We start from the raw sequence: 26702 nt of genomic DNA, 5'->3' as shown, positions 1-26702 counted from the left end.
CACACCTCAGGGTCGCGCAGACAGAAGCGCCTGCTGTTGCAGGTAAAACAAGGTCTTGCCACCCGCGCGGGCCAAAACGCTCAGTTGCTCGAACTCTTCTTGCGAAAACGGCTCCGCCTCGGCCGTGCCCTGCAGCTCGACGAAGCGGCCGTCGCTGGTCATCACGAAGTTGAAATCCGTGTCGGCTTTTGCGTCTTCTTCGTAAGCAAGATCCAGGCGGGCCTCGCCGGCAACGATACCCGTCGAGATGGCGCAGATCCCACGCACGATCGGATCCTTGGCCAACCCGGCCTGGGCCCGCAAACGCCGCACCGCCAGCGCCAGGGCAACCCAGCCTCCTGTGATCGCGGCGGTGCGTGTCCCGCCGTCGGCCTGAATCACGTCGCAATCGACCGTGATCTGGCGCGGCCCCAAGGCGCGCGTGTCCACGGCCGCCCGGAGCGCCCGGCCTACCAGGCGCTGGATCTCCGTGCCACGCCCTCCGGGGTTTCGCCCCGATCGCGCATGCGTCGCACGTGGCAGCATCGCGTACTCGGCCGTCACCCACCCCACACCCTTGCCCTCGAGAAAAGGCGGAACGCGGTTGTCGACACTGGCGGTGCAATGCACCTTTGTGTGGCCGAACTCGATGAGGGCCGAGCCCTCGGCGTAGCGGTTCACGTCAGGGGTGATGCGCACCTCGCGCAGCTCTTCGGGTCGACGTCCGTCGGGTCGCATCCGGCGAAAATGGGCGAAGCGCGGCGCCGTGTCAACGGCGGGCCGCCAGCCAGGCCCTCGGGCGGGCGGACGCGAAGCACGAAGCGTCAAAGCGGGCTCGAGTTGTCCGCAGCGTGGGGCCGTGCGACCATGAAGCGCTTGTCCTCTGATCGGCCGTCCGACGACCCCGAAGCCCGTTTGGGAACACGCCTCGGCAATTTCGCGCTGAAGGCGGTGCTCGGACGCGGTGGCATGGGTGTGGTTTACGAGGCGGAGCACCTCTACATCCGCAAGAGAGTGGCAGTGAAGGTGCTCGACGGGCGCTTTTTTCACGACAAGGACGCGCGCGAACGTTTTCTCCAGGAAGCCCGCGCCGCCAGCCTCGTCGACCACCCGAACATCGTAGGGGTAACCGATTTCGGCGAAGCCGAGGACGGCACGGTCTACCTCGTGATGTCGCACGTCGAGGGCGAGTCCATGGAACAGCTCTTGGTCCGCGAGGGCCCGCTACCCTTGTTCCGGACACTGGTCATCCTGGGCCAGGTCGCCCGGGCCCTGGGCGCCGCACACGGAAAGGGCGTCATTCACCGGGACCTCAAGCCTGAAAACATCATGATTGAGACGCGTGCCGGCCGTCGCGAGCTGGTACGCACCACCCGGGACGCCCACGGCAGTCTCGAGGTGGTCGAGCCCGAGCGCCATTTCGACTTCGCCACCGTGCTCGACTTCGGCGCCGCCGTGTTCTGGGGCGCCCTGGACGATCACAACTGCGAAGGCGATGTCGTAATCGGAACGCCCCAGTACATGGCACCTGAAACAGCGCGCATCGGCGTGGCCGATCAGCGCTCAGACATCTACGCCCTGGGCGTGATTCTTTATCGTGCACTCACGGGGACGTTGCCCTTCGATGGACAGGATCCGGCGCAGATCATGCTCGCCCACGTGCACGACCCCGTCGAGCCGCCAACCCGCCGCAACCACGCGGTGGAGATCACGCCCGAGGCAGAGCGGGTCATCATGAAGGCGCTCGAAAAAGAGCCCGATGGACGCCACCAGCGCATGGAGTCCTTCTACGCAGACCTTCAGCGCTGCTACGGCAGTGTGCGCTTTCGCCGTATCGGCGAAGCCATCCCCGAAGAGTTCACCCCCGAGGCCGAGATCATGCGCCCCCGCCTTCTCGTGCATCCCAAGACCCCCACCGCGAAGCCCCCAGAGCCACGACACACCCCCGCCCTGGCAGGTCCCTCGATGCCTCGCGGCAACGCCGCCGTCAGCGCGCCGTCTGCCGGAGAGGGCCGCCCTTTGCTGCTCACGAAAAAAAAGGGGCACCGCACCCTGCCCTTTGGCGCAAACACCCCCGCGCCCGAGGCACTCGGATCGTCCCCAGAGCGGCACCAGACTTGGCCCTACACCCCTGCTCCGACGGGACGCGCCCCGGCGGCGCCGGATCCCAACAAACCCCACGACGATCGATGACTTGAGAGTTAGGCACGTAAGGCCCCTAACCCCCCCCTGACCCACCCACGCCCACCCATCCCCAAAAGAGGGCGAAAAAAGATCGACGAGATCTCCACCCCGGCGGCACGTACCATGGCAAGGGGAGGTCGGCGTTGGGAACGGACGGGCGGGAGGGAAGGCATTGACTTGCCCGCGTGACAACACGCGGCGTTCCAGGAGGAATCATGCAGTTTCGGAAGCATCCCGTGGTCTCGCTCGTGTGTCTTGCAGGGCTCGGCACCCTCGTGAGCAGCTTCGGCTGCGGCGTATCCTCGACGGGGATCGAATTCTTCGATGGGCCTGGTGACCAACCCGCCGGCCCCGTAACGGGAGGTGGGGATGCGGGCCGCCCGCCCGGAACGGGTGGGGCCCCGGGGAGCGGGGGACGGACCGCGGATGCGGGCACAGGCATGGGCGGCAACACCAACATGGGTGGCAACACCAACATGGGTGGCAACACCAACACGGGTGGCAGCACCAACATGGGTGGCAGCACCAACATGGGTGGCAGCACCAACATGGGTGCCAACACCAACACGGGTGGCAACACCAACACGGGTGGCAACACCAACATGGGTGGCAACACCAACGTGGGCGGCAACACCAACATGGGTGGCAGCACCAACATGGGCGGCAACACCAATGCAGGAGGGGGGGGCAACGAAGGAGGGACCGGGATGGGGGGCATGGGAGGCGCCTCGTCCTCTACGTACGAGAGGATTCCGACCGTCGACGAAGTCACCTGTGGGAACGCGACCTGTGACGGTAACGCCCGCTGCTGCGTCGATAAGCAGGAAGGGGAACGTTGTGTCGAGCGGCTCCGTCCCTGCGCAGGTGGCGAACGCGTGCGCACCTGCGACGACCGCAGTGATTGCAACTTGAACCGGATCTGCTGCGGTGTGCGCCGCGACGGTACCTTCGCGTCGACGTGCGAACCGCTCAACGGCTGCGATCTCGACGACGACGATACCATCGTCCTTTGCGCCAACAGCGTGCAGTGTGGACCGGGGCGGAGGTGCTGTCGCCTCGAGATCGGCAATGCGACGGTTGGCCGCTGTGCCAACACGTGCGACTGAGGCGAAGCGCTAAATCCTCACCGCGGTACACATTGCCGGTAGGGCTGAAGTCCTGCCGGGGCAGGCAATTCCTTGCACACGTAGCCGTTAGGGCAGTCGGCGTCAGCTTGGCAAGAGGTCTGCGCCGCGAACAGGGCGGCGGCCGTCGCGATGCACGCCGCACCCACGATGGCGGCTGTCACCCCAGGAAGCCTTACGGCGTCACGATCGACGTCGTCTCCCACGACCCAGAGGGCGCCCCCCACGGCGGCCAGTCCCCCCCCCGTGGCGCCCACGGTGCGTGCAGTCCGATAGGGGGACGCGCAGCCGGTGAGAAGCCCCCACAGGGTGAGCACCCGACCGAGTTTGCAACCGAGTTTGCTCGTCCGGCGCGACGACGCCTTCGGGGGCGAGGGCGCGGGGCACCTGGGATCAGGGAGCATGGGCGCCGATTCTGCCGCAAAAGCCGCGCCCATGCAGGGTTTCGGTTATTCTCGCGCCGTGCGCGCACAACTAGGAACCGGGCTCGTGGTCCTGTCGCTCATCTTCGGTTCGACGGCGGGAGGAGGACGTGCAGCGCAGGCCCAGGACGGAGGCGTGCTACGCGGTCCCCACCCCTTCTTGAAACCGAACGCATTGGCACTGACAGGCGGCTACGCCACGGCGACGGGAGGCACCATGGGCGGGCTTCTTCTCAAGGGAGCCTACGAGTACGAGCTCCTGGGCAGCTTCTGGCTGAACCTGCAGATGGCCTTTGTCGACGGCTCGGACGAGCCCGCGGACACCCGGCGCTGCACATCGTGCGGCCGCGCCGCCAGCTCCATGGCGGGGCTCACGTACAGGCTGCGCATGGATGTGCCGGTTGTGCTTTCAGGCACGCTGGCGGGCGGCTTCGTGTTCGTATTCCCCGACTCCGCCCCGAGCGCCATGGGATTGGCAGTGAGGCCATCGGTGGCCGCCCGCTATTTCGTCTACGACTGGCTCGGCTTCGGGGTCGAGCTCGGAAGCACACTCGGCTTTGCCTCTCATGACGCCGACGCAGGGCTGTCCCGAGGACTCGGCACTCTCGAAGCGCTCATGGGGGCCGAAGTGCAATTCGACACACCCTGACCGATCTGAGCTCCGAACATCCGCCCTCGGACGTACATGTATGCCCCTGAAGGACAACAGGAGCCCGGTCGGCATATACGGCAATAATTCACCTTCAAAAACCCACACTGTCACCCCTCGAAAACACAAAATGCAATGCTTTCAAAGGGTTGCGTTTTACTTAGTTGTTCCCAGACCGCCATACGTCCGAAACAAACACAAGGTATCTTCATACTTGTGAGGGGGAAGCGCGGGGCGGCGATGCAGGTAGGTCGGGCAGGTGAAATGAGCCAAGCGAGGTGGTGCGGGGAGGGCTGGGGCGACGCGGTCGAGGGGTGAGGCGCGAGGCCAGGGTGGTGAGGCGGCGGGCGCAGGGTTGGCGGACGGCAGGGAGCGGGCGAAGAGGAGCGAAGGCGGCGGAAGGAAGGGAAAGGGAAAGGGAAAGGGAAGGAAAGGCGGGTGCAGATTCGCGGAGAGGGGAGGACAACCGAGAGGGAGGACGGAGCCAATTGGCGAAACGACGACGGTGAGAGCGCGACGCGCGGGTGAGGTGCGGGGGCAGGTTCGAGGGGGAGGGGCTCCAAACCCCACGTCGCCGCTTTCAGATTGGCGGAGCTGGCTTCGCCGGCAAAGCGGAACGCACCTGCGGCTCCGCTTTTTTGCTTTTGAGCGGCTAGCGGGTGCGCCGAAGAACGGCGGCAAAAAAACCGTCTGTGCCGTGCTGGTGAGGAAACAACCTGAGCGTGTCGCCGTCGCCGAGGCCTTCGGCCCTGGGTTTTCCGAGCACCTCCTTTAGGGGTACGGGAGCAAACTCGGGTCGCTCTTTCAGGAACCGCTCGATCACCATTTCGTTCTCGTCACGGAGGACCGTACACGTGGCGTAGACGAGGCGTCCTCCCACGGCCACCAGGGGCGCGTACTGCACGAGCAGAGACAGCTGCAGGCTGGGAAAGCGGGCGAGCTCGGCCGGCGACGTGCGCCAGCGGGCTTCGGGATTGCGACGAAGCGTGCCCAACCCCGAACAAGGTGCATCGACCAGCACGCGGTCCCAGGCAGCGGGTCGTGCTTCTTCGGGGAGCTGATTGTTCTCGATCGGGCGGGCGGCCACGTTCGACAAGCCTGCCCGGCGTGCGCGCCGGCGCAGCTCTTCGAGTTTTTTGCCCGAGACGTCCATGGCGAAGAGGCGCCCTTTGCCTTCCATGAGCGCGCCCAGGGCCAAAGTTTTTCCGCCCGCCCCCGCGCAGGCATCCAACACACGACCACCCGGCGGAGGCGCGACCACCTCGGCCACGAGCTGGCTTCCCTCATCCATGACCTCAAAGAGACCCTCCTGGAAAGAGGGCAAGCCAAAGGCGTTGACCCGTGTGCGCAGCGACAGTCCCGTGGATGACAAAGGCGTGGGTTCCGCCACCACGCCCTCCGTGGCGAGCCGCTCGACCAAAGCCTGGCGTTCCACGCTGCGGGTGTTGGTCATGAGGGTAAGCGGTGCACGCTCGTTCATGGAGGCGGCCAGCGCAAACGCCTTCTCCTCACCGAGGTCCAGCACAAACCGTTCGAGCAGCCACGTGGGAAACGAGAGGCGCACCGCCTCCCGGTCGAGGCCCGTTTTGCGAGCCAGGCCAAGTTCGGGATCGGCGAGCCGCTCGACGGAAACGGTATACCCCAGAAGCTTCTTCAGCTCGGTGGCCACGAGCTCGACCGGAACGCCCTGCGAAAGCTCCCACAGAAGAAGCTTTGCCTGGTCCCGGGTCACCGGCGACATCGTCCGGGTCGGGCCGCGGTTGAACGTGGGGAGTTCGTCGACCTGGGCTTCCAGCCAGCGATCCAGGCGCAAAAGGGCATAAACGGTTTCCGCCACCAAACGCCGATCTCGGCTGGGTAGGCCGCGGTGGGTCCTGAACGCACGGCTGATGATGTCGGTTGCGTAGGACCACTCGGAGCGGACCTCCGCGGCGATCTGAAGCGCCAACGTCCTGGCTTCACCCCCGAGTCGTGGGGCAAAAGACGAGGAAGGGGCGGCGGAGAAATCGGGCGATTGTGTTGTCATGAGCGGCCTGTGCTACCTTGCTTATATGAGCCACCCGGCGACCGACGCCAAGGTCGTGAAACCGAATCCCTACTCAGTTGCCAAGGCCCAATTCGAGAAAGCCGCGGCTTTCAGTGGGCTGGCCGACGAAATTCGGCTGATCCTCTCGCAGCCGAAGAGCGAGCTGATCGTGAACTTCCCCATCCGCATGGACGACGGAAGTTTCCAGCTCTTCAAGGGCTACCGCGTGCAGCACAACAACGCGCTCGGGCCCTACAAGGGCGGCATCCGCTATCACCACGACGTCTCGCTCGACGAAGTGAAGGCGCTCGCCTCCTGGATGACCTTCAAGTGCGCCCTGCACGACATTCCCTTCGGTGGAGCCAAAGGGGGCATCAAGTTCAACCCCAGCACCTACTCCGTGGCCGAGCTCGAACGGATCACCCGGCGCTTCACCTTCGAGCTGGGCAGCAACATCGGCCCCGAACACGACATTCCTGCGCCCGATGTGGGTACGAATGCCCAGACGATGGCCTGGATGATGGACACCTACCTCAGCTTCACGGCAGCGGCGAGCCGGCAGGCCAACCGAGGCGTGGTGACGGGAAAGCCGTTGGCCTGCGGAGGCTCTCACGGCCGGGCAGCGGCCACGGGCCAGGGGGTTGTCCACTGCATCACCGAATGGGCCCGCGACAAGCGCTTCGAGCTCAACGGCGCGACCTATACCGTTCAGGGTTTCGGAAACGTGGGCTCGAACACGGCCAAAATCCTGGCGCGCACGGGGGCCCGCGATGGTCGCCGTGGGCGACTGGAAGGGCTACATCGTGAACATGCAGGGGATCAACCCCTTCAAGCTGTCCGAGTACGTGGCCAAAACGGGATCGGTGGCCGATTATCCCGGCAGCGAACCCCTTTCGCGAGAGGACTTCTTCGCGCTCGAAACCGATATTCTGGTGCCCGCGGCGTTGGAACTCGAGATCGGTGAACGAGAAGCCCGCGCGGTCCGCTGCAAGGTGATCGTCGAGGCCGCCAACGGCCCTACGGACATGGAGGCTGATGAGATCTTGCACGACCGGGGCATCGACGTGATTCCCGACGTGCTTGCAAACTCGGGCGGCGTGGCTGTCAGCTATTACGAGTGGCTGCAGAACAAACGCTCGGAGCTGTGGGACTTGGAAGACGTCGAGGAGCGTCTGGCAAAACGGATGCGCCGCACGTACCTGTCGGTCATGGAATATGCCAACCGCAGGCGCTGCGACTGGCGCACGGCGGCGTTTTGCATCGCCCTCGACCGCGTCTCGAAGACGTACATCGACCGCGGCATCTACCCCTGAGCGCGCGCTCTTCATCTCGATCCGGGCGTGGGCGAGCCGCCCTCGTTGGGGCGGCGTTCGGGCGTGGGCGGGCCGCCCTCGTTGGGGCGGCCCTTCGGGTGGCTTCGTTAGAGGAGTGAACGACGGCGGCGCCTGAGCAGCAAGCCTGTCAGGCCCACGGTCAAGAGAAGACTCGCCGGAGGTGCACCGCCGCCGCCGAACTGGCATCCGCCCCGAGACCCCTCGTCCTCGGGCTCGTTCTCTTCGTCGTCGGATCCCATGTCATCGCTCCCCATGCCGCCGCCAGCGCCGCCGCGGCCCCCCACGTTGGAGCCGCCGGACCCACCCCGGCCGCCGCTGCCCGCGGTCTGGCCACCGGTACCGCCCCTGCCGCCGCTGCCCCCCATGTTCTGTCCGGTTGCGCCGCCTTGGCCTCCGCTTCCCCCCGAGCTCTGGCCACCAGCACCGCCTTGGCCCGTGCTGCCACCCGCGCCTTGTCCCCCGGTGCCGCTGCCACCCTCACAGCGACGGTCGCGACAGACCTGCCCTGTGGCGCAGAGGTTGGGGCCCACGTCGATTTCGCCGTCGCAGTCGTCGTCTCGGCCGTTGCAGACTTCCATGCCTTCGGGCGACGATTCCGGCTCGTTGTCGTCGCAGTCGCCTTTTTTGTCGGCGTAGCCCTCGGGCCGGGTGCAGGCCGCGATCGTGTCGGCATCGTCGAGACCAAACCCGTCTCCATCGAAGTCGCGCCAGAACTGAGTTCCGCCGTTGCAGCCCACGGCCAAGGCGAGGCGATCGGTGCCCGTGGCTTCTCCGGCCGCTCTGTTGTCCAGGTTTGAGGACGTGCCCGCGACCTCGAAGACCACGTAGTCAGTGGTGTTCGGTGCGACCCAGTCGATGAGGAACGTGGTTTTGCCACCGGTCGCCGACTTCGGTGACGCGTGCGTTACCCCGGTCCGTTCGGTACGTGTGCCCTGCCCTGACACCAGCGCGAAGCTCCCAATGTCTCGTTCGTTCTCCAGGAAAAAGCCACCGGCTCGAGAGCCCGACTTCTCAACCGTGACGGTAAGGCGCACCTTTTCGCCCAAGGCAGGCGCCATCGTGTTGGGCACCACCTTGACCGTGGCTTCTTGGCCCCCTGGGTGGCAGCTGGAGCAGGTGAGCGCGCCGACTCCGTTCGGCTTGGCCTGTGCAGGCGGGGGCGCCCACAAATTCACCACGACACCCAGCGCCCCGAAAAATGCGAGTTTCCCTAACGGCTTCGTACGGGGACCGAAAAACGACATGCGGCAATTCCCTCTGAATAGGTGAAAGATGACTTGTTAGTATGGGTTTGGGGATCTGAGGGGCAATTGAAACCCGGCAACGGGCCGTTCGGAAGCACGCCTCGGCAGCCGCAACACCTGACATTTGTCAGGGGCGCCGGGGCCGCAAGGTGCGTTGAGCGCCGGGAGAGGACGCGGTACGGTCATTCCGCATGCTTACGTTGTTGGCGAAGGGGGTGCGCGCCGGGCGCGCGCGGGTGCGGGCTCACGCGGCCCAGGTGCCGGGGCTCGCCCGGTGGGCGGCTTCGGCAGACCGTCTGGTGCGCATCGGGGCCGGGCCCGCGCAGGGTCTCTTCATCAAGCCGGGTCCAAGCGACCCCGGCTACAGCGCAGGTCACAACGAAAGAGCTGTGCAGGACGCGTTCACGGAGCTCTTGCGGCACGACCAGGTGGTTTACGACATCGGCGCCAACATGGGCTTTCTCAGCCTGTTGGCCGCGCGCCTCGTGGGTGCGGGAGGCGCCGTGTTTGCATTCGAGCCCGTGCCGGCCAACGCCCAACGCCTGCGTGACAGCGCCCGGGCGAACGGTTTTGGGAACGTCAAGGTGGTGGAGGCCGCGCTCTCGGACACGCCGGGGCAGGCTGTGCTCGCCCTGGCGGAACATGCCGGGGGCGCGATGCTCACCCGCTTCGGGCGGCCTCCCGACGCCACAGACGCGCTCACGGTGACCACCACGACGCTCGACGCGCTCGTGTACGAGTACGGCTGGCAGGCCCCGGATTTCGTCAAACTCGACGTGGAGGGCGCCGAGGCCGCGGTTCTGGCAGGAGCGGCGCGCCTGCGCGAGGCGAAGCGCTGCACCTGGCTCGTCGAGGTCGATGCGGCCACGGATGAAGACGCCAAGGCCAAAGTACGCGCGCTGGAGGCAGCGTTCTTCGCGGTCGGCTACACCACGTACCCGCTCGAAGATAGCTATCCGCACAGCGGTTGGTTCGTGCGGCACTTCGTGGCGAGGCCTTCGTAAGTTGCAAACGGCCGAGAGCCCTACTTCGCGGCAGACAGCTCGACCAGCAAAGGCCGATGGTCTCCCCCGAGGGAGGCGAGCACTTCGACATCCACGGGGGCAAGCGCGGGCCCCACAAGAACGTGATCGATACGCACGGCATGCCAGCGTGTGTGCTTGCTGCTGCCAAAGCCGAACCCCACCGCGGAAAATGCATTGGTAAAGCCAGCGAAGGCCTCCCGCAAGATGTCACTGCGTGCCGTGGCGTTGAAATCTCCCGCAATCACCACCCGGTCCGTTTGCGGGCCTATCCAGTCTCGCACCGTGAGCGCCTCGGTCCGGCGTGCACGGTTGACCGCCTCGAGGTCGGGGATGCCCGCCCGACGCTTGGTGTACAGGGCCTCGAACCCGTCCCGCGGCGTTTCGAGGTGAACGTTGACCAGGCCAAGAGGTCCCGCGGGCGTATCCAAGTCGAAGCGGCTCATCAGGCCGCTGCCCCCCACGTCCCAGAAGTTCTTCGGATCGCGCACGTTGACCGCAAAAGGCGCCTTGCGCGCCACGAAACACTGGCTGAAGGCCTTTTGCGTGAACCACCCCTGCCAGGCAGGGTCCTCGAAAGGAAGCGTGCACTCCTGGAAAGTGGCCGCGAACACGCGCTCTTGGTCCAGCATCCGCACGATAGACGCCGAGGGGATAGGAGGCTTCGCGCCGAGGTTGTACGTGAGAATGCGGACCCGGGGTCCGCGGCCTCCGCCCCCAAAAGGCACCACGAAGCCAGCCACCGCGAACAGCCACAAAGCGCCCGAGAGCAAGAGCCCCGATCCCCCCACGAAGAGCAAGCGTCGGGGGGCAAACCAAGCCGACAACGACCAGACGACCAACAACCCCACCGTGGGCAACAGCCAGGGCCACTTCGGTGCGAAGGAAAGCACGGTACCCAGCCAGTGCGCGTCTGAAAACCGCGACACGAAAAGCCCCACGAAAGACAGCGCGACAACGTTCAGCACCGTGAGCGCGAGCAGCAGACGAATCCACCACACGCGCCCCCGCGGCCTCGCGAGACGCACCGGCACGGCCTGCGTTTCAGAGGGGCTGGAAGACAACCTCGCCGCACCTTCGGTCTTCGTACACCACCGCATAGGTTTGCGTGGTGCCGTTGAAGATCACGTCTGGAAAGCGCGCGTCCTGGCTGCCCGCCACGGTGATGCCTTGCGCAGGGCCCGCCAGGGCACCGTTGGCGTCGAGTGACTGCCTGACCACCTGCGCCCCGTCTGGAAAGTTGTAAAACAAGACCACGGCATTCATACCGTCCGATGCAACAGACGGCCAGTTGCTGTTGCCATTTGACAACGCCACTGCGGGGCTCACGGTGGCGCCATCACCCGAGACCTGGGCGGCCCACACCACCTCGGTTCCGCTGCGCCGGTCTTCCCAGGCCAAAACCCAGGCGTCACCGGCCCAGGCCGCCTGCACGTTCGTGGCGTCGCCGGGCATACCCTGCCGGACGAAGACATCGGCTGTGTTCGTCAGGTTGGCATCGTAAAGCGCCACTTTCACGTCGGCCGAGGCGCCGCCCACCACGTACGCAAGGGCCAGGGCGCTGTCGTTCCCGCTCAGATACGGGAAGGCCGTGTTTCTTCCGGGATTGCTGAGCACCACCGGTGCGGGTGTGGTGGCTTCGGCACCCGCGGCATCGAGCACCGCCACGTGCACCACCTCGAGCGTGAGTCCGCCCATCGGCTGGGCGTCCCGGTACGTCACGAACGTGCGACCGAGCGCCGTGTGCACGTACGGCCGTCGCTCCACCGCTTTACCTGCGCTCAAGGTGTTCGCCACGGCCCCTTGTGGGGCATAGCTGGCGTCGAGCGTGCGGCTCTTCACGCTCCAAGCCGCGCACGGCATGTTGGGATCGTTGGTCGGCGCCTCACAATCCTCCCACACGATGACGAAGCCCCCTGCTGGCAAGGCGGCGATCTCCGCATTTTTGGTCAGCACGCTGCCCGCGCCCACCAGAAGGGGGACGCTGCCACCCACGGGGACTCCGGCCGCCGTCAACCGGGCCAAATAAACACCCGGCGCATCGGCGCGGGCATCACCCCAAACCACCGCGTACTGTGTGCCGTCCCAAGAAAGGGCGGGAGCCCGCGAAGCGCCCGGTTGATTGCTGATCGCCAGCCCCGTGCCCTGGCAGGTGTTGACGACGTTGCCCCCTCCGCCCCCAACGCCCCCTCCATCAAGTGCGACCCCACCCGTGTCAGGCAGACCGAGACCATCAGGCGCGCCGTCTGCACCGCCCGCCAAGCCTCCCGTCCCGGGCAGGTTGCTAGCATCGCCGGGGCTCCCGTCGGGGTTGACCGCCGAGCCATCCCGGGGCGCAGGGTCTTCGTCGCCGCCACCGCACGCTGTCCACACCGTCATCCCCAACGACAAGGCCATGGCCCACGCCGCCCGAGATCTCCCCTTCCCACTCACCAACATACCCATCCACATGAGGGGAAGCGTAGGACGAGGCCTCAGTCACTTCAAGGGGGCACCCCGCGAACGGAACGGGGCGCAGGCCATCGATACACGAGCGTGGCCGAGAGGATGTTACGCGAGAAGCTCACCGCGGCCATCGCCTCCGGCGTGTTGCGATCGATGCTCTGGTCGGAGAGCAGGTAATCGATCGACCAGCGGAACGAGCCTTGGTTATCGTAGGCAAGGCCCGCACGGGCATAAAGCACGGCAAGGTTGCCGTACAAGCTGTCCTCCGAAACGGCGCGCGAGCGTTGGTAGCCGCCGAAGAGCGTCAACGACCACTCTTGGAACTTTCCGATACTTCTTTGTAGCTGCAGATTCACGCCTTCCGTTACGAGGGCGTCACCCAGATAAACGTTCGCCTGCACCCTGCGCTCTGCGCTGGCCGTCACGGTGATGAGATCGGGATCACGGTACTGCCCTTGCACACGCCCTCCCGGTCCCCCGATCACGTCTTGTCCGTCGGCCTTGGCCAAAAAGAGCCCGGCCCCCACATCCGAGCTCCACTGCTCCGTCCACGAACGCTTCCACACGCCGTTCGCGTCGCCGTAGGTGAGCCCCCGTTCGGGCGTTAGCTGAACGCCGTTGCGCTCGACCCCGGAGTTCCGTGCGTAGCCCGCGCGCGCGTTGGCGCCGAACTGGTTGAGGCCAAAAACCCGAAACAACCCGAGTTCGTTGTCGACGGCCCAGCTGTGCGGACGGCCCGCGTTCTCCTCGAGCGGGGTGAAGCCGGCCGCGGACAACGCCTGAGAACTCCGCCACTTCGGCGTGGGCGCCCACGCAAATTCCTCGCGCAGCAGCAGGGCCCCGTAGCTGATCGCGCCCGCGGGGCGCGCCTGCGAATCGGGCTGCGCGGCGTTGACCGACGGGGCGGCGTCGAGAAACCCCAAACGGCCGTGAAGCAACCCCGCCGAGAGAGCCAACGTGCTTCGGCCGGTGGGCTCGATCTTCGTGGTCCACCCCACCTGCTCTTGCGTGAAGGTGCCGCGCGTGCCCCGCAAAAACGTGCTGACGTCTGCCGAGGCGGTGAGTGCGTGGGAGCCGCTTGGCAAGACCCACAACGCCCGCCCCCCCACGCGGCCCGAGATGAACGCATCGGCCTTGGCTTCTCCCGAAAGCGAAGCGTTGGCGTTGTCCGTGGCACCCACGGTGGCCGCGGCTTCGGCGCCAAGGGTGACGGCGTTCGCCTCGCCGGTGGCCACCCACAGTCCCCAAATCCCAACGGTTGCCGTCAGGCGTGTCTTGCCGACGATGGTCATGAGCGCCGAAGTCTACAGGACGATCGAGGCCGACGCGGCCAGGGCACCCCATGGCTTTCCCGAGGCGCCCGGGGACAACGTGGCGAAAGGCTCGCAGCGCTCGAAAAAGCACTGCAAGAACGTGCCGTCGGACACGGCACCCAGCGTGGGCCAATCGTGTGCGCCCGCGGGCTGGGTCATTTGAGACACGTAGGCGCCGAGGGCAGCCCGCTTGACCTCGAGGACCTCGTCCGTGAGGACCGCTCGGTCGAAGGTGCGCAGCCACGTGGTGCCCAACCGGGAGCGCCACGAAGCCAGCAAGATCTCGTGTCCCGTGGCTTCGTCGGCGCTAAGGGAGACCCACGGCCATTGCCACCAAAGCCAAACGGGGTAGGCAAACACGGCCGGGGACCTCGCCAACTGCGCAGAGGTCAAGGCGGCAAGGCCCACGTCATGAGCCGCCCTGTGATCGACGGGCGGCTCGTCGGCGTGGGGTAGGAAGATCTGGGTCGGCGCGAGATCCGCAATCACGGCGCCCAAGCGCCGAGACGCTTCGGCGCGGTGAGACCAGAGCGCACCGTCGGGAAAATCGAGCTGGATCACATCCCGGGCGGGCACCCCCAGCGTCGAGGTGGCATCCTCACATTCGTGGCCTCGGCGTCGTTTCATTTCGGCCGCGGGTGTGGTGCGGGTGTGAGAGCGGGCGCCGTCCGTCAGGACCACCACGACCACCCGAGCTCCGTGTCGGCGTTTGAGGGCAATCGTGCCACCACACCCCAGAGTCTCGTCGTCGGGGTGAGGCGCAACCACCAACGTGGTCTGCGCCAACTCGTGAAGATCGAAGGGAACCAGGCGCCGCTGCCAGCGTGCGAGCAGAAGGCTCCGCAGCGCGGGGCGCCCCGGCAGATTTCGCGCGATTTTCACCGCGAGACGCTCGGCGTGCTTGCGAAGCGTTGGCTTGACGACGCGCAAAGACATTGTTAACTAGTTACCTGTTCTTATCGTCGGAAACTGCAGGGTTAGATAGGGGGGAGCGATGAAGGTTGCCATCTTAGCGGGAGGACTCGGAAGCCGCCTTTCTGAGGAAACGGTGGTGAAGCCCAAACCGATGGTCGAGATTGGGGGCATTCCGATCTTGATGCACATCATGAACCACTACGCCCGCTACGGTCACAAGGAGTTCCTCGTGGCCCTCGGATACAAGGGCGAGTACATCAAGCGCTTCATGACAGAGTACGCCACGCTCAGCACGAACCTCACCGTGAACCTGAGCTCGGGCGAGGTGACGACGCACGGGCGCTGCCAGCACGACTGGAAGGTTCATCTCATCGACACGGGCTTGCCGACGCTCACAGGGGGACGCATCAAGCGGCTGGCCTCCCTCATCGGCAACGAGACCTTCATGCTGACGTGGGGAGATGGGGTTTCGGATGTAAACTTGGAGGCCCTGCTCGCCTATCACCGCAAACACGGTAAACTCGCCACCGTCACGGTGGTGAGACCGCCCGCGCGGTACGGGCACATGGTCATGGAAGGAGGTCGGGTGGTCGAGTTCACGGAAAAGCCCCAGCTCGGTGAAGGCTGGATCAACGGAGCGTTCTTCGTGCTCGAACCGGGCGTCATGGAGTACATCTCTGGCGACGACGTGATGTTCGAGCGTCAGCCGATGGAGCGGCTGGCCGCCGACGGACAGCTCATGGCGTACCAGCACGACGGCTTCTGGCAGTGCATGGACACTCTGAGAGAAAAGCATCTGCTCGAGACGCTGTGGAACGAAGGCCGCGCGCCCTGGAAGACCTGGCAAGAGTGAGGCTTGCCACGCACCCTCGCACGAGATGGAGATGAAGACGTGAAAGTACTGGTTACCGGACACCGTGGGTACATCGGCACCACGCTCGTGCCAATGCTGGAGAAGGCGGGGCATGAGGTCGTGGGCCTCGACAACTACCTTTTCGAGGACTGCCTCTTGGACACGCCTCCCCCGGACGTACCGGCCTTGAAAATGGACGTCAGGGACGTGCCCCTCGAAAAGCTGGTGGGCTTCGACTGTGTGATGCATCTTGCCGGAATCTCGAACGATCCCCTCGGAGACCTGAATCCCGCGTGCACCTACGACATCAACCACCGCGCGTCGGTTCGCCTCGCCGCCCTGTCCAAGGAGGCCGGTGTACCTCGGTACATCTTTTCGTCCTCGTGTAGCAACTACGGGGCCGCGGGCGACCACATGCTGGACGAGCAGGCGGCCTTCAACCCCGTAACCCCCTACGGCGAGTCGAAGGTCAAGGTCGAAGTGGACGTGGCCAAGCTGGCGGACGAGCGCTTCTCCCCCACCTTCCTTCGCAACGCCACGGCTTACGGCATCTCGGCGAAGCTTCGGGGGGATCTGGTCGTCAACAACCTCACCGCCTATGCGTATACGACCGGCAAAGTGTTCCTCAAGAGTGACGGAACGCCCTGGCGTCCGCTCGTCCACATCGAGGACATCAGCCGGGCGTTTCTGGCCGTCCTCGAAGCGCCTCGCGAGAAGATCCACAACGAAGCCTTCAACGTCGGGCGCACGGAGGAGAACTATCGCATCCGTGACGTGGGCGACATCGTGCAAGAGGTCGTCCCGAACAGCAAAGTCACCTACGCCGCCGACGCCAGTCCCGACAAGAGGAACTACCGCGTCAACTGCGACAAAATTCGCCGCGTTCTCCCCGGATTCAACCCCGTGTGGACCGTGCGCAAGGGCGTCGAAGAGTGCCTCGAGGCCTACCGAGCGCATGGCATCACCGAAGAGACCTTCTTTACGTCTCGATTTCTGCGCATCAAGCGGGTCAAAGAGCTTCAGGATGCCGGAAAGCTCGACGCCGACTTGCGCTTCAAGGGGGACCTCTCATGACGATGCAGCCCAGCGGTCTTCACGCCTCGGCCACGGAGGACGCGGCATTTGCGCGGTTCACGAAGCCTCCGGAAGGCTTTCGCTGCCGCTCGTGTGGTTCAGAGCGTGTAGGTGTTTTCCTGGACCTGGGCCTGATGCCCCCCTCAGATGCGCTCCGGCGGCCTGACCAGCTGGATCAGCCGGAAAACAAATATCCCCTCGACACGGCAATCTGCCACGACTGTGCGCTCGTACAGATCACGCAGACGGTGCCTCCTGAAGAGCTCTTCTCGAAGGACTACGTTTACTACTCGTCGTTCTCGGATGCCCTGCTCGCGCATTCCCGCAAGAACGTGGAGGCTCTCATCGCTTCGCGGGCGCTCGGCCCGCAGAGCCTCGTCATCGAGCTGGCCTCGAACGACGGCTATCTCTTGCAGTTCTACCAAAAGCGGGGAATCCCCGTGCAGGGGATCGATCCGGCGGAAGGTCAGGCGAAGACGGCCAACGAACGCGGCATTCCGACGCTCTGCGACTTCTTCGGAGAGGCGCTCGGCAAGTCGCTGCGCGCGCAAGGACGGGTTGCTGACGTGGTTCATGCCAACAACGTTCTGGCGCACGTGGCTGACACGAACGGCTTCGTGGCGGGCCTCGCACACATCCTCAAGGACGACGGCGTGGGCGTGCTCGAGTTCCCCTACCTGCGCGACCTGGTCCAGAAGTGCGAATTCGACACGATCTACCATGAACACCTCTGTTACTTCTCGGTCACCGCACTCATCCCGCTGTTCAGGCGTCACGGGCTTTACCTCAACGAGGTGAAACACGTCGACATTCACGGTGGTAGTCTTCGCGTCTACGTGGGCAAACAGGAGAGCCCGGGGCCCTCCGTAGAGGCCTTTTTGACCCGTGAACAGCATGAAGGACTCGACCGGCCCAGTCACTTCGCGGACTTTGCAGGCCGCGTGCGTGAAGTGAAGGAGACCCTGCTGACCCTGGTCAAGCGCCTCAAGGGCGAAGGCAAACGGCTGGCAGCCTACGGCGCCGCCGCCAAGGGCACCATTCTCCTCAACTATGTGGGGCTTGGAACGGACCTGATCGCGTTCGTGGTGGATCGCAACGTTCACAAGCACGGCCGCTACATGCCGGGTGTGCACGTTCCGATCAAGCCCGTCGAAACGCTGCTCCAGGAACAGCCCGACTACACACTGATTCTCCCCTGGAACTTCAAGGACGAAATTCTTGGGCAACAAGCGGAGTATCGTGCTCGGGGCGGCAAGTTCATCGTTCCCATCCCCTCCCCGGTGATCGTATGAACTCGCAAAGCCAGGCACCCTTTTTCTGTCAGGCCTGCGGTGAGCCCGAGCCCGAGATCTTCTTCGAAGTCGATGACGTCCCGGTCCACAGCACCTTGCTGATGGACTCTCGCGAGGAAGCGCAGCGCTACCCTCAAGGCAGCCTGAAGCTGGGCTTTTGTCGGACGTGCGGCTTCGTGCAGAACGTTGTCTTCGACGCTTCGGTCCACGAGTACTCGACAAAGTGCGAGGAGTCCCAGGGGTTCTCGCCCCGCTTCAACGCCTTCTTGAGAGCGCTCACCCTGCGCCTCATAGAGACCTACGACGTCCGCAACAAGAAGGTGGTGGAGATCGGGTGCGGCAAGGGAGACTTTCTCGAGCTGATTTGTGCCCTCGGGCACAACAGCGGCATCGGCATCGATCCGGGCATCATTCCCGAACGGCAACAACATAGCGAGGCCTGGGAACGCATCCGCTTCATCCAGGACTTCTACTCCGAGGCCTACGGGGAGCTGACCGGAGAGTTCATGGCGTGCCGGCACACGCTGGAGCACATCCAACCGGTCAAGGCGTTCGTGAACATCGTGCGCCGGGCCATCGACAAGCACCCGGACACCATCGTGTTCTTCGAGATTCCCGACGTGGAGCGCGTGCTCAGCGAAGTGGCCTTTTGGGATATCTATTACGAACATTGCTCGTATTTCAGCCTGGGATCCCTGGGGCGCCTGTTCCGGGCGTGTGGGTTCAAGGTCCTGAACCTGCAAAAGGACTTCGAGGATCAGTACCTGGTCATCGAGGCCCGTCCGATCGCGACGCCTGAGGCGGCACCGCAGCTGTTTCCCGGCGAGGACGATTTGAAGCAGCTTGCGGCGACGGTCGATCGCTTCAAGACCATCGCCCGGGACACCCTGGCCCGTTGGAAACGACAGATCGGCGGCTATGCCAAGGAAGGCAAACGCGTCGTGATCTGGGGTTCGAGTTCGAAGGGCGTTTCCTTTTTGACCACCTTGGGGCTGGGCGACGAGATCGGCTACGTCGTGGACATCAACCCTTTTCGCCAGGGAAAGTTTATGCCAGGAACCGGGCACGAGATCGTGCCTCCCGCGAAGATGGCCGAATACAAGCCTGACGTCGTGCTCGTGATGAATCCGATCTACTGCGAAGAGATCGCAGCCTCGCTTTCGGACATGGGCCTTTCGCCACAGATCGTACCTGCGTAGGGGGGGGCAGCCCGTGAAGCTCACCGCCCCTGTCATCTGTCCCGCCTGCGAAGCAGGGCCTCTGCGGGTCTTCTGCGAGATGCCGGACGTCCCGGTGTTCTGCAACGTGCTGTGGGACAGCGAAGCAAAGGCCAAGGCCGCGCCCCGGGGCGACATCGTGCTCGGATTCTGTGCGGGATGCGGTCACGTCTACAATACGGCCTTCGACCCGCGGCGGGTCGCCTACAGCCCCCACTACGAAAACTCTCTGCACTTCTCGCCGCACTTCCAAAGTTATGCCGAGGCGCTCGCTCACCGGCTGGTCGAGACCTACGACGTTCACGAAAAAGACGTGATCGAGATTGGCTGTGGGAAAGGAGAGTTCCTGGCGCTGCTCTGCCGGGCCGGGGGCAACCGAGGTCTTGGCTTCGACGCCAGCTTCGATCCCGCGCGGCTTGGTCCCGCCCCGGAGGGGCTCGAGGTCATCCGCGACCACTACTCACGCGCTCACCGGGACAGGCTGGCCGACCTCATCGTGTGTCGACACGTGCTCGAACACATCGACGAGCCCTTGCCCTTCACCAACTGGGTACGCGAGGCGGCAGGACTGCGCTCCGGATCTGCGGTGTATTTCGAGGTGCCCAATGTGCTCTTCACGCTCGAAGACCTTGGGATTTGGGACCTGATCTACGAGCACTGCTCGTACTTCTCTCCCCACTCACTCGCGCGGCTCTTCCGCCGCTGTGGGTTTTCGCTCGCGCGCCTCTACACCGCGTACGGGGATCAGTTCCTGTGCGTGGAGGCCCGGGCCGAAGGTCCGGATCTGGTGGCTACCCTCCCGGGGCCTGAACTTGCTGCCCTGTCAGGCTTGGTGGACGGATTCGCCAGGCACCATGCTGCCAAGATCGCCGCCTGGCGTTCGGCACTGGCCGCATGGCACTCTGAGGGCAAGCGCGTGGCATTGTGGGGCACGGGCTCGAAGGGAGTTACGTTCATCAACGTGATTCCGGAGGCACGGCAGCTTGCCGCCATCATCGACCTCAATCCCAACAAGCACGGCCGGCACGTTCCAGGGACCGGGCATGTCGTGACGTCACCCACCGCGCACGCAGCCGGTAGTCTGGACACGGTCCTGGTCATGAACCCCGTCTACGAAGCCGAAATCAGGAGCCAGCTCCGGGCCTTGGGACACCAAGTCGACGTGCGCGTCGTTTAGTGTCCCGTACGCCGGTCAGCGCGGGACTCAGGCGGCGGCGGTCGCAGCCGCCCGGCTCTCCCAGGCTTCCCTCAGCACCCGCCCCGTCATGATCTGAGGCACGGGAACACCCATCAGTTCGAGCAAGGTGGGCGCGATGTCGAGGTTGGTGGTGTCCGGAAGATGAAGACCAGGCTTGATGCCCCGGCCAAAAAAAACGAGAAGGCCGCGCGGGTCATGCATGCCCTGCTTGGGCGTGGGGGTATCACAGGCAAAAACCTCCTCGAGGGGTACTTCCTGGACATGCCCTTCGGGCGTGGGCAGCCGCACGGTGACCTGGTCGGGCACCTCGGTCAATCCCCGCGGCGTGAGCGTGAGGATGTCGGCGGCTTCCGCGAAATTGATGGCAGGCTCGACCTTTCCCCCCACGATGCGCTCCACCTGGGTGACGAGCATCTTGCAGCGCTCACGGCGTTCGGGATCCGGCACACGAACGTTCACTTGCGGAATCATGGTGGGCACGATCTCGGTCACCCCTTCGGCGCCGATGCGGCGCAAAAAGGTCTCCGTATGCTTGAGCCTGACCACGACTTTTCCGGATTTGTAGCGCTCGGTCACGAAGGGCTTTTGTCCCATGCTCGAAGCCAGAACCATCACCGTATCGTCGTCGATGAGCTCGAGGAAGCGGCCGAGAAGCTCGTCGCACACGCGGTAGCCGTATTCGACGGCTTCACCGTACCGTTCCTTTTCTTCAGGAGAGCTCTTCGTCAGGAACTGCGAGTCGTCCCACGCGCGCCAGTAATGGTGCATGTAGTGCGCAGCGTGATTCGTGTGCCACGTGGCAAACTCGGGCCGGTAGCGCCGGTAGAGCTGAGAAAAGAAGTCGAAATTGACCAGTGGCTGCAGGCTGACGCGCTTCCATTTCGAATGGGGCTTGGTGCGCTCGCGCGCCAGCTGCCAGGCCGCCTGGGCGCAGGTCTTCGGACGCAGCCCCAGTCCGAATAGCTCGAGCCCTTGCCTGGCCATGTCCACGAGGCCACCCTCTTCCCCGGTTTTGTTGTGCACCTGCGTATACCTGCGGTTCAGGGCTTGAACGGGCTCGAGGAATGCCGGGAAGGTTTCGTTTCCCGGCGCAAAGGGCCCCGGCACCACGAAGCCAGGAACGGGTCGCGGGGGATAAGCCCCGATGCTGCCGAAGATCCCCACGGAGCGACCCGCTTCAACGGCGTAGTCCCAGATGCGGCGCGCGTTGATGGTAGCGCCGTCTTGTTCGAGAACCGTGGCCCCATGAACTTCCCTGGGGACACCCGTATGCACCGAGACCCAGGTAATCCAAGGGTCGAGGTGGGGCGAAACCTCCTGCGCCACCGGCGCTGCCCAGGCGCCCTCGCGGCGCAGGCGAACGAAGTTGGGAAAAGCCGAAGCCCCGCGCTGTTCGAGGAGCCGATCCACGACCATCCAGTTGATTTCGTTGAACTCGAGCAGGAGAACTTTTCGCGCTTGCATTGACCACCTCGCCCCCGGGGCAGCGGAAAGGGTAGCGGATCTTCGTGACCCTTTCAGGCGTTGCCCACCGAAAACATCGGCAGCACACGCACCGAAAGGGTGGTGACACGCGCCGCCCCTCGGACCTACATCATGGGAGCTGCGGGAGGCTTGCCCGTGCCCAACGTGGCCCTGAGGAGATCTTGTGCGTGGAACTTCACGTCGCCTATCAAGCGATGACGCCGGTGACGGGCAGAGCGCGCGAGCCGCCGGTAGCAGCGCAGGCGATCCCGCGGTGAAAGCGGTGCCTGGTCTACCGAGCGGACCTGCTCCCAATAGAGCTTCCAATAGGGAAACACGCGCTTGCCTTTGAGGGAGGGGTTGAACCAGACGGCGTACGAACGGTAATCGCCCTTGAAGCGCGACATCGACTGCGCGGCATGCCGGCGCCAGATGAAGAGCGGTTCGGGCACCTGGAAGAAGCGCCCCCGCAAGGCAAGGCGGCCCAGCAGCACGCCGTCGCCGTGCGCGTAAGCTCCCATGGCGCCCGCCCGCTCCAGCGCTTCACGGCGAATCACACCGAAGATCTCGTAGCACTCGTGCGACGCTAGCAACGCCTCGAACCGCACCACCGGGTCGTCGTGGTCCGTAGGTAGCTGATTCCGGTAAATACCTTCATCACCAGACTCTCCGGTCAGCTTGACCTCGGTGTACGCCAAAACCACACCCGGGTCGGCATCGAGGGCAGCCACGCAGGCGGCCAGGAAGCCGGGTTCGAGACGGTCGTCGTGAGCGGCCCACTTGAAAAGGGGCGCACGTGCCAGTTCGAGAACGCGGTTGAAGTTCGGCGCCGCACCGATGTTCTTTGCGTTGCGGTGATGCTTTATCCGGGCGTCTTTGCGAGCGTATCCAGCGATCAGGTCTTGCGTGCCATCGGTCGAGGCGTTGTCGGAGACGATGAGTTCGAAATCACCGAACGTCTGTCCCAGCAACGAATCGAGTGCGGCCCCCAGGAACGTCTCGCCGTTATAGACCGGCAATCCCACGCTGAGCTTTGGTGTCATGGCGTCCTTCGTGATGTAAGCAGAAACCAGGCCGCGTTCGCAACTGAACGCCGTCATGCATGGCCGAGGTGCCTCGCGCCTCTGCCGAGGCACGGATTTCGCAGAGCTCTTGCCCACGTTGCACTGTGCCACTACCCTGCAAACACTGTCACCGATGCGCATCGCCCTGGTCAATCAGCCCTGGAGCCGCTTTCGGCCTCCCGTCGACCGGGCCGACTCGATCGCCATCTGGTCCTACCAGACGGCCCGTCGTTTCGTGGCCTCGGGCCAGGGGTCCGTCACGTTCCTGTCACGCAACGACGCCGGACAGCCCTCCTTCGAGGTACGAGACGGCCTCACGTTCCGCCGCCTGCCTTACTGGCCGAAGAGGCGCGGCTACACGTGGCTGCGTCGGGGGCTCGATGCCCTTGGCTGGCAAGACGTCCCCTTCGATCACGACGCCTTTCATCGGGGCTTCGCCGCCTGGGCGGGCACGTGGGCCCGGCGCGATGGCGCCGAGGTCGTGCACGTGCATAACTTCTCTCAATTCGTGCCAATCGTGCGTCGCGTGCTTCCCGAGGCGCGCATCGTGCTTCACATGCACTGTTCGTGGCTGGCGCAGCTGCCTGCTGCCCTCATCGAACCTCGCATCGCACAGGCCGACGGGATCTGGGGCTGCAGCGCACACCTGATGGACCCTGTCGTCGCGCGGTTTCCTCCGCTCGGCACCCGCTGCCGGGTGGTGCCCAACGGCGTCGACGTGGCTGAGTTCGCGCCTTCCACCCGGCGCCCCGCGGGGCAACGCATCCTCTTCGTCGGACGTCTGTCACCCGAAAAAGGTGTTCACACGCTGGTCGAGGCCTTCACCCGCGTGGCCCACGTCCTCCCCGGGGCCACTCTGAAGCTGGTGGGCCCCCATGCGCCGACGCCCCTCGACTTCCTGGCAAAGCTCGACGAAGCCCCCGAGGTCAGGGCTCTCGGCCGGTTTTACGAGCCGGGGAACGACGATTACCTCGGCGCGCTCACACGCCTGGTTCCTTCCGCCTTGAAGACGCGGGTCACCTTCGCGGGCGAAGTGCCTCCCGCCCGATTGCCCCGAATCTACGCCGCGTCGGACGTGCTCGTGAATCCCTCCCTCAGCGAGTCCTTCGGAATGAGTTTGGTGGAAGCCATGGCCGCCGAGGTCCCGGTGGTGGCCACGAAGGTCGGGGGCATGCCGGAGATCGTCAGCGACGGAGGCACAGGGCGGCTGGTGCCCGCCGATGATCCCAGGGCCTTGGCCGACGCCCTCATCGAAACGCTTCGCGAACCTGCCCGGGTGCGCCCCTGGGTCCGCGCCGCCGCGGCGCACGTGCGGCACACCTACGACTGGAGCCATGTGACCAGGCAGGTCACCCGGGCTTATCGGGAGCTCGTCCGCTGATGCCACGGAGCGCAGGTACCACCATCGCCCGGAACAGCCTGTGGCTGCTGCTCGACAACGTCGGGGGCACCGTGATTTCGCTCGTGACCTCCGTCGCGGTGGCACGGCTCCTGGGTCCTGAAAAATACGGCCACCTCCAGTACGTCCTCTGGGTCGCGGCGATGGCCAAGATCGTGGGCGAGATGGGTGTGCCCCTCGCCGCCCGAAAATTTGCCTCGGAAGCGCGGGGGCGCGGCGACATGGAGCGCGTGGCCTCGATCATTCGCGCCACCCACCGCTTCCAGGTTGCCATGGCCGTGCTGATCCCGGCGGCGGGTCTCGGCCTCGTTTTCTCCGTCGTGGCCCCCGAACACAGGCTTTACGCGGCCTTGGCGTCGCTGAGCCTGGCGCCGGCGTTTTTGATGGGGGTGCCCACGTCCCTCTTGTGGAGCACCGAGAACCTTTCTTTCGCCACAAAGGCATCTCTCATCGGCCTCGCCGTGAACTTCATCGCTCTCATGACGGCGCTCTTCGTGCTGCACCTTGAGCTTCCCGGCATTGCGGCAGCCCTGCTCCTGGGACGCACGGCCGACTACCTGGTGCGGCGGCACTACTACCGCGACGAAGTGGCGCGCTTGCCGAAAAACGCGCCTCGGATGGACCCGGAGCTGCGCCGCCGCTTGGTGCGCTTTTGCTGGCATCAGAGCTTACTTCTGGCGATCGAGGTGGTGATCTGGAACCGCAGCGAGATGCTCTTTCTCCAGTACTACTCCACGATCGCGCAGGTTGGTTTTTTCTCCCAGGGCTTCAATCTCGTACAGAACCTGATGCTGTTGCCGCGGCTCTTGTCAGCAGCCGCAGGAGCCACGTTGATGGTCAAGCAGGGCGCCTCTCCCAAAGAGGTGGGGCACCTGGGTGGCAAAGCGGTCTGGGTGGTGGCCGTGGTGGCCCTGCCCGCCACCTTCGGCCTCGCCGCCCTTGCCAGCCCGGCGCTGCGAACGCTCTACGGCATCCGCTACGTGGACTCGATCGCACCGCTCACGATCCTGGGCTTGTTCGGCCTGGCGCGCGCCCTCAGCTTTCCCTTGCTCGAGATCCTCTTCGCCACCGAAAAGCAGCTCTTCGTGGTGCGCTGGAGCCTGGCCATGTTGGTGGTCAATCTGGCGCTTGGATTTTGGTGGATTCCTGGCGGGGGCGCCGTCGCGGCGGCCTGGGTCAAGGGCGTCACGCAGCTCTTCACCGTGATCGGCCTGTGGTACTTCGCTGTACGCCACACGGGTCTGGTCGTTCCGCTGGGGCGCTTCGCGCGCCTGGCAGCGTCGGGTGTCGGCATGTTCCTCGCCGTGGAAGCCGTTGTGGCGCCGCTTCATCCCGTGGCCGGATTGTGTGTGGGCATCCCGGTGGGCGCCGCCGTCTTCCTCGTGCTCGTCAAACTCACGCGCACCTTGGCGCCTGACGACGCCGAGTTTCTCACCAAGATGCAGGGGCGACTGCCCTCCGTCATCCGGAAGCCCTACATGAGGGCGCTGCATTGGATCACGCCGGCCCCGGCCCCAGCCTCGCCCGGTTGAGCGCCCTACGCCACCTTGATTTCGCCGAGCTCTGGCGCACACTGAGCCTCGATGCGAAACGCCTCGAGCAGCTGGGACCTCGAAATCCTGCTCTACGCCTTGGGATTCGTGCTGGTGGTGCTTCTGTTCATGGGTCCCGCCATGTGGAGTTCGAGCAAGGAGTCCATGTTCTCGCTGCTCCTGCGGACCCTTCGGACGCGCAGATCCCGCGACCCAGCGTCCAAGGCGCCCCCACGCCGGGATGGCCCGTTTTCGAGCTGAGCCCTGGGCTCACCAGAGACGCGCGCTAGCGCCTCGCGCGGTGCTGGGACGGGCGTGACTTCGGGGGGGCCGCCCGCTTGGTCCCTGCACGCCGCTTGGGCGTCGTGGCCTTCGCCCCTTTTCGTCGTGGGGGTGAGTGATCGGCTCTGGACTTGGCGTTGAGAGGCGCCGGTTGCGCGGCGACCGGGGCGCCCGGCGGCGTGGCCAAGGGAAGCGGGGCGGTGGGTGCGGGCACCTGCGGAACGGGCTGAGCCGGCGCAAGGGGCGCTTCAACCGGTGGCGGGGCCACCACCGCGCCCGTTGGGGTAGGTGCCGCAGGCCCGCCACCGCCGAAGATCATCACCGCGGCGACCAGGACGAGGAAGCCCGCCCCGGCACCGAGACCCACCTTTTGGTACCGCTCGAGCTGCCGCCAGCCCGCCCACCCCGCCTCGAGCGCGTTGCGGGGCACTTTTGTTGCCTCGGGCGGTGCGGCCATCTCCCCCGACTCGATGGCGCGAGCCTTCTCGAAAAAGAGCTTTTCCAAACCGTCGAACGTTCCGGCGCGGGTACTTCGAGGCGGCGGCGTAGCTTTCGGGGGTCTGCTCACGGGGACTTTCGCGCTCCAGACCCTCTGAAAGGTATCGAGCAAACGCGCCGAGGGATATGACAACTCGCAGGGACAGGCGCGATTGGGAGGGAAAAAGGCGAC

The 26702-nt window shown here is 65.1% G+C and carries 23 protein-coding genes and 1 pseudogene; 13 read left to right on the top strand and 11 right to left on the bottom strand.

From position 1 onward, the window contains the following. Nucleotides 1–6 precede the first annotated feature (6 nt). The gene (gene rph, locus KA712_09990; GenBank protein MCG5053276.1) at nucleotides 7–717 is read right to left on the bottom strand and encodes a ribonuclease PH; all 711 of its coding nucleotides are present in this window, start codon (nucleotides 715–717) and stop codon (nucleotides 7–9) included. Between the two features lie 129 nt (nucleotides 718–846). Here rph and KA712_09985 point away from each other — a divergent pair, with 129 nt between their 5' ends. Together KA712_09985 and KA712_09980 are read left to right on the top strand one after the other, a co-directional pair. After that, a complete protein-coding gene (locus KA712_09985; GenBank protein ID MCG5053275.1) occupies nucleotides 847–2172 on the top strand; it encodes a protein kinase in 1326 nt (441 codons plus the stop codon). A 206-nt stretch (nucleotides 2173–2378) separates the two neighbouring features. After that, complete coding sequence (locus KA712_09980; protein ID MCG5053274.1) at nucleotides 2379–3269, top strand: hypothetical protein; 891 nt, start codon at nucleotides 2379–2381, stop codon at nucleotides 3267–3269. A gap of 17 nt (nucleotides 3270–3286) precedes the next feature. On the opposite strand, the gene KA712_09975 is transcribed toward KA712_09980, so the two are convergent. Continuing rightward, nucleotides 3287–3691, bottom strand: coding sequence for a hypothetical protein (locus tag KA712_09975; GenBank protein ID MCG5053273.1), 405 nt, complete (start codon nucleotides 3689–3691; stop codon nucleotides 3287–3289). A gap of 58 nt (nucleotides 3692–3749) precedes the next feature. Here KA712_09975 and KA712_09970 point away from each other — a divergent pair, with 58 nt between their 5' ends. Then, the gene (locus KA712_09970) at nucleotides 3750–4358 is read left to right on the top strand and encodes a hypothetical protein (GenBank protein ID MCG5053272.1); all 609 of its coding nucleotides are present in this window, start codon (nucleotides 3750–3752) and stop codon (nucleotides 4356–4358) included. Nucleotides 4359–5010: 652 nt separating this feature from the next. Here KA712_09970 and KA712_09965 read toward each other — a convergent pair. Then, nucleotides 5011–6384: a class I SAM-dependent methyltransferase gene (locus tag KA712_09965; protein ID MCG5053271.1), complete on the bottom strand. Its 1374-nt coding sequence runs from the start codon at nucleotides 6382–6384 to the stop codon at nucleotides 5011–5013. Between the two features lie 25 nt (nucleotides 6385–6409). Here KA712_09965 and KA712_09960 point away from each other — a divergent pair. After that, nucleotides 6410–7697, top strand: a pseudogene (locus KA712_09960) (Glu/Leu/Phe/Val dehydrogenase). 107 nt (nucleotides 7698–7804) lie between these two features. On the opposite strand, the gene KA712_09955 reads toward KA712_09960, so the two are convergent. Next, nucleotides 7805–8962: a putative metal-binding motif-containing protein gene (locus KA712_09955; GenBank protein MCG5053270.1), complete on the bottom strand. Its 1158-nt coding sequence runs from the start codon at nucleotides 8960–8962 to the stop codon at nucleotides 7805–7807. A gap of 191 nt (nucleotides 8963–9153) precedes the next feature. On the opposite strand from KA712_09955, the gene KA712_09950 reads away from it, so the two are divergent. Then, on the top strand, nucleotides 9154–9966 hold the full coding sequence (locus KA712_09950) for an FkbM family methyltransferase (protein MCG5053269.1): 813 nt from the start codon (nucleotides 9154–9156) through the stop codon (nucleotides 9964–9966). 20 nt (nucleotides 9967–9986) lie between these two features. Here KA712_09950 and KA712_09945 read toward each other — a convergent pair whose 3' ends face one another. The 4 genes from KA712_09945 to KA712_09930 all read right to left on the bottom strand — a co-directional run bounded on the left by KA712_09945 (nucleotide 9987) and on the right by KA712_09930 (nucleotide 14678). Continuing rightward, entirely contained in the window at nucleotides 9987–11018 is a 1032-nt protein-coding gene (locus KA712_09945; GenBank protein MCG5053268.1) for an endonuclease/exonuclease/phosphatase family protein, read from the bottom strand. Nucleotides 11019–11028: 10 nt separating this feature from the next. Continuing rightward, nucleotides 11029–12381 (bottom strand): hypothetical protein, encoded by a 1353-nt coding sequence (locus KA712_09940; GenBank protein ID MCG5053267.1) that lies wholly within the window; start codon nucleotides 12379–12381, stop codon nucleotides 11029–11031. Between the two features lie 86 nt (nucleotides 12382–12467). After that, a complete protein-coding gene (locus tag KA712_09935; protein ID MCG5053266.1) occupies nucleotides 12468–13721 on the bottom strand; it encodes a hypothetical protein in 1254 nt (417 codons plus the stop codon). 12 nt (nucleotides 13722–13733) lie between these two features. Next, entirely contained in the window at nucleotides 13734–14678 is a 945-nt protein-coding gene (locus tag KA712_09930; GenBank protein MCG5053265.1) for a PIG-L family deacetylase, read from the bottom strand. 58 nt (nucleotides 14679–14736) lie between these two features. On the opposite strand from KA712_09930, the gene rfbF reads away from it, so the two are divergent. Genes rfbF through KA712_09905 form a run of 5 tightly spaced genes read left to right on the top strand, consistent with a single transcriptional unit; the run spans nucleotide 14737 to nucleotide 20270 of the window. After that, nucleotides 14737–15510 carry a glucose-1-phosphate cytidylyltransferase gene (gene rfbF / locus KA712_09925; GenBank protein MCG5053264.1) on the top strand — a complete coding sequence of 258 codons (774 nt, stop codon included), beginning with the start codon at nucleotides 14737–14739 and terminating at the stop codon, nucleotides 15508–15510. A 39-nt stretch (nucleotides 15511–15549) separates the two neighbouring features. After that, nucleotides 15550–16584 (top strand): SDR family oxidoreductase, encoded by a 1035-nt coding sequence (locus KA712_09920; GenBank protein ID MCG5053263.1) that lies wholly within the window; start codon nucleotides 15550–15552, stop codon nucleotides 16582–16584. After that, complete coding sequence (locus KA712_09915) at nucleotides 16581–17876, top strand: class I SAM-dependent methyltransferase (protein ID MCG5053262.1); 1296 nt, start codon at nucleotides 16581–16583, stop codon at nucleotides 17874–17876. The genes KA712_09920 and KA712_09915 overlap by 4 nt, the downstream gene beginning before the upstream one ends. Further along, nucleotides 17873–19075, top strand: a complete 1203-nt coding sequence (locus tag KA712_09910) for a methyltransferase domain-containing protein (GenBank protein ID MCG5053261.1) — start codon at nucleotides 17873–17875, stop codon at nucleotides 19073–19075. Before KA712_09915 ends, KA712_09910 begins: the two co-directional genes overlap by 4 nt. 13 nt (nucleotides 19076–19088) lie before the next feature. Next, nucleotides 19089–20270, top strand: a complete 1182-nt coding sequence (locus KA712_09905; protein ID MCG5053260.1) for a methyltransferase domain-containing protein — start codon at nucleotides 19089–19091, stop codon at nucleotides 20268–20270. A gap of 27 nt (nucleotides 20271–20297) precedes the next feature. On the opposite strand, the gene KA712_09900 is transcribed toward KA712_09905, so the two are convergent. Next, nucleotides 20298–21755, bottom strand: a complete 1458-nt coding sequence (locus KA712_09900; protein ID MCG5053259.1) for an alkaline phosphatase family protein — start codon at nucleotides 21753–21755, stop codon at nucleotides 20298–20300. A gap of 125 nt (nucleotides 21756–21880) precedes the next feature. Next, nucleotides 21881–22798, bottom strand: coding sequence for a glycosyltransferase (locus tag KA712_09895; protein MCG5053258.1), 918 nt, complete (start codon nucleotides 22796–22798; stop codon nucleotides 21881–21883). Nucleotides 22799–22853: 55 nt separating this feature from the next. On the opposite strand from KA712_09895, the gene KA712_09890 reads away from it, so the two are divergent. Genes KA712_09890 through KA712_09880 form a run of 3 tightly spaced genes read left to right on the top strand, consistent with a single transcriptional unit; the run spans nucleotide 22854 to nucleotide 26011 of the window. Then, nucleotides 22854–24200, top strand: coding sequence for a glycosyltransferase family 4 protein (locus KA712_09890; protein ID MCG5053257.1), 1347 nt, complete (start codon nucleotides 22854–22856; stop codon nucleotides 24198–24200). Next, nucleotides 24200–25750, top strand: a complete 1551-nt coding sequence (locus KA712_09885) for a lipopolysaccharide biosynthesis protein (protein MCG5053256.1) — start codon at nucleotides 24200–24202, stop codon at nucleotides 25748–25750. Before KA712_09890 ends, KA712_09885 begins: the two co-directional genes overlap by 1 nt. 51 nt (nucleotides 25751–25801) lie before the next feature. After that, nucleotides 25802–26011, top strand: coding sequence for a hypothetical protein (locus tag KA712_09880; protein MCG5053255.1), 210 nt, complete (start codon nucleotides 25802–25804; stop codon nucleotides 26009–26011). A 25-nt stretch (nucleotides 26012–26036) separates the two neighbouring features. On the opposite strand, the gene KA712_09875 is transcribed toward KA712_09880, so the two are convergent. After that, entirely contained in the window at nucleotides 26037–26537 is a 501-nt protein-coding gene (locus tag KA712_09875; protein ID MCG5053254.1) for a hypothetical protein, read from the bottom strand. Nucleotides 26538–26702: the final 165 nt, after the last annotated feature.

The organism is Myxococcales bacterium (assembly GCA_022184915.1).
GTDB lineage: Bacteria > Myxococcota_A > Polyangia > Fen-1088 > Fen-1088 > JAGTJU01.
The sequence above is the reverse complement of the archived record's forward strand: the minus strand, read 5'-3'. Positions and strand labels throughout refer to the sequence as shown.